The organism is Micromonospora sp. NPDC049799, from assembly GCF_040656655.1.
Classification (GTDB): Bacteria; Actinomycetota; Actinomycetes; order Mycobacteriales; family Micromonosporaceae; genus Micromonospora.
The window spans coordinates 1-4976 of the sequence record NZ_JBFAMU010000366.1; the positions used below are offsets into that span (position 1 = coordinate 1).

Sequence of the window (4976 nt, forward strand, 5' to 3'; positions counted from 1 at the left end):
GGGCGGGCGCCGCCGTACACGGCGGGCTGGGCGGGCGGCTGCTGCCCGTACACACCACCGGGCTGGACCGGGCCGGTGGCCGGCCCTCGCCCGGAGCCGTAGGTGCCGGCGGACCTGCTGTCCTTCGCCTGCGCCCGGTCCTCCCGGAAGCGACGCACCAGCAGCACGATGAGGACGATCCCGACGGCGACCATGGCCAGGCCGAAGAACAGGATCGGGGACGCGCCGGACGACTCCTGGGCCACGTTCCGGGTGGCGCCGCCGGCCGGCTCGGCGAGCGCGGCCACCGGCGTGTCCTCGTCGGTCACCGGTACGGTGGCGACCGCGCTCGGGGTGGGGGACGGCTTCTTCGACGGCGTCGGTGTGGCGGACGCGCGCCCGCCCTCGACCCGCGACGTGTCGCTGCCCCGGCCGAGCACCTGCCCGAGGGCACCGGTGGCCTCGCCGCCGACGGTCAACCGGCCGCCGGAAACGGACGCCGCGAAGGCCAGCCGGTACCGCACCGTGACGCTCTTGTCCTTGCAGAGGCGTGGGTTCGGCGGCGCGGTGGCCGCCGTGGCGACGCCGCCACCGGCATCGGACAGTGGCACCGGGAACCACCGGCCGCCGTAGTTGACCTGCACGGCGACCTGGTCGGCGCGGAGGCCGTCGAGTCGCAGGGACAGGGCGGTACGCAGCAGCACGCACCCGTCGCTGCGCTTGCGGACCTCCAGCGAGGCGCCCTCCGGGGAACCACCGGCGGTGTAGCTGCCGGCGGCGCGCATCCGGACGGAGTCGTCCTCGGCGAGCGCCGGCGACGCGCCGAGGGTGACCGAGCCAGCCACCAACGCGCAGACCGCCGCAAGTCGCGCCGCGTGCCGACTTACCATGATCACCTCGCCGTTTCCTCCCCCATCCGGGGATCCGCCGGTCAGGCTACTACCGGTGCCGGGTAGGCCTCGGTCATTGAATGCCCCGGATGTGCCCTGGATTACCCCGGCCGGGCGTCCGCCACGCACGGGCCGGCGCGCCGGATCAGCCCCCCGTGCGACGCGGCCGTGTGCGACCTTCAGCGCCGTGGCGCGGCGGCGGCCAGCGCGTCGCGGCAGAGCCGGTCGGCGGTACGGGTGGTCTCCGGCAGCCGGAAGCGCGGCGTCAGCGCCAGCACCCGCGCGGTCGCGGTGTCCAGGCTCACGCGGTGGCCGACGCTGACGAAGACCGGCTTCACCCCGTCCCGGGTCCGCAGCACCCGACCGACGACCTCGCCGCCGTCCGACAGCGGTGTCCACGCGCCCCGCCGCTCCCCCGGTGGCGTCCACTCGCCGACCAGCGGCGTCTTGCCCACCCCGATGGCCGGCAGGCCGGTGACCACGCCCAGGTGACAGGCCAGCCCGAACCGGCGCGGATGGGCCAGGCCGTGGCCGTCGCAGACCAGCAGCTCCGGCTCGACCCGCAGGCGCTCCAGCGCGTCGAGCAGCGCGGGCAACTCCCGGAAGGCGAACAGGCCCGGGACGTACCCGAAGGCCGGCCGGCCCACCGCGACCGCCGAGTCCACCACCGCGAGGGTCCGGGCGTCGAGGACGGTCACGGCCGCGGCCAGCCGGTCACCCTCCTCGGCGTACGCGACGTCCAGGCCGGCGACCGTCGCCGGCGCCTCCGGTCCCGGCCCGACCAGGTCGACCAGCGGTCGCAGCCGGTCCTGCACGGCGAGCGCCTCCGCGACCGTTCCGGGAACGACCACCCGCGGTCCGCGCGCGGACGTCGACCCGGCACCGTCGTCCCGCACGTCCGGCACCGTCACGCGGCGATCGTACGGCGCGGTGGGATCCCGGGTCCGTCGGCTGTGACACGCGATGGTTGTGGCTCGTCGGCTGCCGGTCCGGTCGCTGACCGTCGCCGGCCTGGTGCCCGATGAAGCACAGCCATAGAGTGATGACGATCGGTCTGTGCGTGGCCCGGAACACGACGGTGAGGCGATGGCGGGGCGGAGAGCACTCATGGTCGTGCTGGCGGCACTCGGCGCGGTGCCCCTGGTGACAGGGTTGGCCGGGCTTCTCATCGGGCCGGCCTTCATACCCGGCGGCGCGTCGACCCCGGTCAGCGTCGACAACAACTACCGCTTCGTCGTCGCCTACTGGCTGGCGGCCGGCGTCGGGCTCTGGTGGTCACTGTTCCGGCTGGAGCAGCGGGCGATCGTCACCCGGGCGATCCTCGTGATCGCGGTCGTCGGCGGGTTCGGCCGCCTGATGTCGGTCATGGCCGTGGGCTGGCCGAATCCGGTGTTCGGGACCGCGTTGGTGTTGGAACTCGTCGGGCTGCCGCTCGTCGTCTGGTGGCATGCCCGGGTGGTGCGCGCAGGCGTCGGGCACCGCGAACCCGTCACGTTGGGTCAGCCGGTGGAGTAAGCCGCGCGGCGGCGGCGAGCCGGGCTCAGCAAGCGCCTCTGCATCGAGCGGTGCGCAGACGAGTTCTCCGGTGATCCAAGCTACCGCCCGTACCCATCAGAGGTGGGCTGGTTCAATGAGTGCGGCCCCCATCGATGTAACAGCCCTCAGCAGAACACAGCAAGCCACGTCTGGTCGTGTCACAGACCGGAGCCCCGCTGCAGGCCGTCTTCGATCATGGACTCCAAGGCGTTCTCCTCGGGTAGGTGTTCGCCGCCTGTAATCTCCCCGACCACGCCTTCGGCATCGGACCTCGGAACCGACACGTACCGATCGAGGTTGCGGTAATCGTCAAGGAAGCGAACGACGAGTGCAGGGTCGTAGGACCACGCACCCTGACGGTGGTCCCACAGCAGTGCGCCACCCCGCCTGGTATCCATGATGAACAAGCCTCGAGGGCTGTTCTTTTCGTCATTCCGGTAGATCACGTAGTAGGTCAACACTGTCGCTCTCCAGCCTTTCGAGGAGGTCCGAGGACATAGGGAAGTCCTGCGCCCGCAGGCCGCGCTCCTCGACAACCTGCCGGAAGCTCTGCCCCGTTTCAAGCAGCCAGTTCCGGTAATCCTGCCACACCTGGGGGTTCGCCAAGATCCACTTTGCGAAGGTGGAGTTCTTGGTGGGAAAATGCTCGCTCAGACCCACGGGCACACGTTCCGGCATACCGAAGGAACGGTTGGTGGCCAGCATGTCGAGAAAGGCGTGCACCCGCTCCTCCGCGGGCAGAGCTTCCTGACGCAGGACCTCGTACGCCTCATGGGTAGCCAACCACGCCGCTCGCGACAACTCGGTGTGCAACTGCAACTCGAATGCCAGGCCGTCAGGAGCAACAACGGTGCAGTTGAATCCATAGAACTTGTTGCCCGAGTGCCAGAAATTCTTGCGCGCGTTGTCGCGGACCACAAAACCGGACGCGGCCAGCTCGTCCAGCACACTCACCACCGCGTCTCGGTAGTAAGCGTCGGCCGGAAGCACGAGGCAGAAGCGAAGAACGTCGTTGACGTCGTCGCTGAATTCCTCGATACCGAGCCCGAACGCTCGCGCCTCGCTGACGTACTTTCGCGACAACGAATCCAGACCCTTGACGCGATTTTCCTGGTCACTCAGCCGGACCGCATGACCGACATTCATCTGCTGCGTAACCTTCCACCCGATGCGGTCGAGTGCGGCTTCAACCTCATCCGCCTTCTGTTCGGCACGGCCTCGTAGTGCCGTCAGGGCCGCCAGTTCGGCATCCGAGAGTTCCAGCGCTACTGCCTGGTTGGCGGACTGATGCTCGCCTGACGACCGGGGTTGACCGCCGGCCGGCTCGGCGGAGCCCGGGCCGGCCAACAGGTGCATCCGGTTCAGGTACGGCTCGCCGTACCCCTGATGCTCCCGTGCTGGCGGGTACTCCGGCAGGTCCGGCCGTTGGCTGAACAACCCGCGCCGCAACCCTGCCAGTGGCATCGGCCTGGCGTCAGGGCCCAGGATCAGGACGTCGGCGTCGATCGCGTTTCGGCTGTGCGGGTGACCACGATGCCCGCCCAACGGCTTGTCGGAGATCTCCCCCGACTGCGGGTCGAGGTGGAGCACCGTGCCGTTCTGGTTCAGAGCGACCCAGATGTGCGAACCGCCGCCCTCCCACTGGTTGATGACGAACGCGAAGCTCCCGTGCCCGCCGATGACCAACTGGTCGTGCAGGTTCCGGTAGCCGGCGTCCAGCGCCTGCTTCGGGTGGACCGGCGACGTCCCGTCGCTGGGCGCGCACAGGCGCTGGAAGCGTCCGCCGGTGACGTCCTCGATCCGCGCGGGTCCGTTCGCCTCCCCGTCGAGTGGGCGCGTCACGTTGCCGTTCTCGTACGCGTCGAAGGTCCGGGGGGCCGCCACCCGGGGCCGGCCGTGTACCCACGTGTCGAAGAGCGACAGCGTGCAGTCGAGACAGTTGATGCCCCGGGTCGGATCGGCCTGCGGCCCCCCGTCGTTCATGAGCCGGAACCAGCCGCCCCGGCGTGGATCGGCGGTACGTGCGACGCTGCCGTCCGGGTGCCGCGGCATCTGCCGCTCCACGTCAGTCTGGTGCAGCGCCAACGGCGGGCGCAGGCCGCCCCGGACCCCGTATCGGCGGGTGTGGTCGATCGGCGGTGGATCGTCGTCACCGGTCAGAGCGGAGCCGTTTCCCGTGTCGACCGCCCCGAGCGTGAGGTCACCGACGTCGTCATTGATCCGGTGGAAGTCGGTCGGGTCGTCGATGTCGACGACCTTCGGCACCTCGGTCCCGGCCAGCACCGCCTCGGCCCGGTCGAGGCAGCCTCCGTACGCCCTGGTCTGCCTGTCGGCCCTGCGCTGCCACACGGCCGCCTCGTGGTTCCGGCCTGACTGAACCAGGTACCGCGCGTAGGCGGTGTAGTCACGCGCCCTCTGGTGATGCTCCTCGGCCGTGCTACGCAGACGGGCGACCTCGTCGAACCGCCGCTTGTCCTCCAGTAGAGCCCGCTGGGACTCGTAGTAGCCCCGGTAGCGACGCCGCTCGAAGGCGTCCCGATCGGCGGCCCACTGTGCGGCGTACCACTCGGG

General features: G+C 70.4%; 5 protein-coding genes. 1 reads left to right on the top strand and 4 read right to left on the bottom strand.

From position 1 onward, the window contains the following. Window positions 1-869 (bottom strand): hypothetical protein (locus AB0I76_RS22240; protein WP_357038600.1); only part of this gene is annotated, 869 nt, incomplete at its 3' end. 179 nt (window positions 870-1048) lie between these two features. Further along, entirely contained in the window at window positions 1049-1720 is a 672-nt protein-coding gene (gene nfi / locus AB0I76_RS22245; protein ID WP_357038602.1) for a deoxyribonuclease V, read from the bottom strand. Between the two features lie 235 nt (window positions 1721-1955). On the opposite strand from nfi, the gene AB0I76_RS22250 reads away from it, so the two are divergent. Beyond that, complete coding sequence (locus AB0I76_RS22250; RefSeq protein WP_357038591.1) at window positions 1956-2384, top strand: DUF4345 domain-containing protein; 429 nt, start codon at window positions 1956-1958, stop codon at window positions 2382-2384. 179 nt (window positions 2385-2563) lie between these two features. On the opposite strand, the gene AB0I76_RS22255 is transcribed toward AB0I76_RS22250, so the two are convergent. Next, window positions 2564-2866 (bottom strand): hypothetical protein, encoded by a 303-nt coding sequence (locus tag AB0I76_RS22255; RefSeq protein WP_357038594.1) that lies wholly within the window; start codon window positions 2864-2866, stop codon window positions 2564-2566. Then, window positions 2835-4976 (bottom strand): toxin glutamine deamidase domain-containing protein (locus AB0I76_RS22260; RefSeq protein WP_357038597.1); only part of this gene is annotated, 2142 nt, incomplete at its 5' end. The genes AB0I76_RS22255 and AB0I76_RS22260, both read right to left, overlap by 32 nt.